1 protein-coding gene is annotated in these 901 nt (G+C 66.6%); it reads left to right on the plus strand.

Going from position 1 to position 901, the window contains the following annotated elements; translation table 11 throughout:
* Window positions 1-167: 167 nt before the first annotated feature.
* Window positions 168-614, plus strand: coding sequence for a MarR family winged helix-turn-helix transcriptional regulator (locus NM1_RS40660; RefSeq protein ID WP_068033158.1), 447 nt, complete (start codon window positions 168-170; stop codon window positions 612-614).
* The last annotated feature ends 287 nt before the right edge of the window (window positions 615-901 follow it).

Here is a 901-nt window from a genome sequence, read left to right on the forward strand (position 1 = left end):
GGAAGGTGACCGCACCGGTCACCGCCTGACCGACCCGGGTGCGAGTTCCCGGATCCATCCACCGAACTCGCACCCGGCCGCGCTCCACAGGCACGCCGCCCACGCGCGTCGCGTCGTGCGGCATTTGCTTCATAGGGATAGCCCCCGATCAGCCGAAAGGAGTGCCCATGAGCCTCGAAACCGTGGACGCCGCAGCACTGTCCGCGGCGGCGGCGCGCCTGCGCATCGCATCGACCGTGATCCTGCGCCGGTCCCGCAGGGATTCCGGCGAGTGTCCATGGACCCCGACGCAGTGGGCGGTGCTGGGCCGCCTGCATCGGTACGGAGCCATGGCCGCCGTCGATCTGGCTCGCCTGGAAATGGTGCGCCCGCAGACGATGCGCAATCTCGTCGACGGGTTACGAGACCAGGGACTGATCGCCGGCGTGCGCGACCCGACCGACGGCCGACGCGTCAATCTGATGCTCACCGACCAAGGCCGGGCCTGGGTGCTCGGGCAACTCGCGCCCCAGACCGACGCACTCGCAAAAGCCCTGTCGGACAACGTGCCGACCAGCGAACTGCACAAGGTCCTGGAAACACTGGACCTGCTGGAAAGAATCGCCTACGGATGACCCACCCGAACCCACGTTCCACTCGCAGCACCGAGTACCGCGTTCGTCGACAACGGTCTCGAAACAACCGAGAGCGAGATCGACGCGAGAATCACTGCCGCCCAACCGAATACGGTGTGCCACTGCGGGCTGGACAGGGCGACGTGGTCCGAGTGGCGATTCCGGCGGATCGACTCACAGCATGGTCTGCGCCAAGGTAGCCAGAGCGAGACACCTGGCTTGGCCGGAACAGGGACATCTACAGCGCATCACCGCACACCGCAACGGCCGCTTCCGAACCAGCATCA

The organism is Nocardia mexicana NBRC 108244 (genome assembly GCF_001613165.1).
Lineage (GTDB): Bacteria > Actinomycetota > Actinomycetes > Mycobacteriales > Mycobacteriaceae > Nocardia > Nocardia mexicana.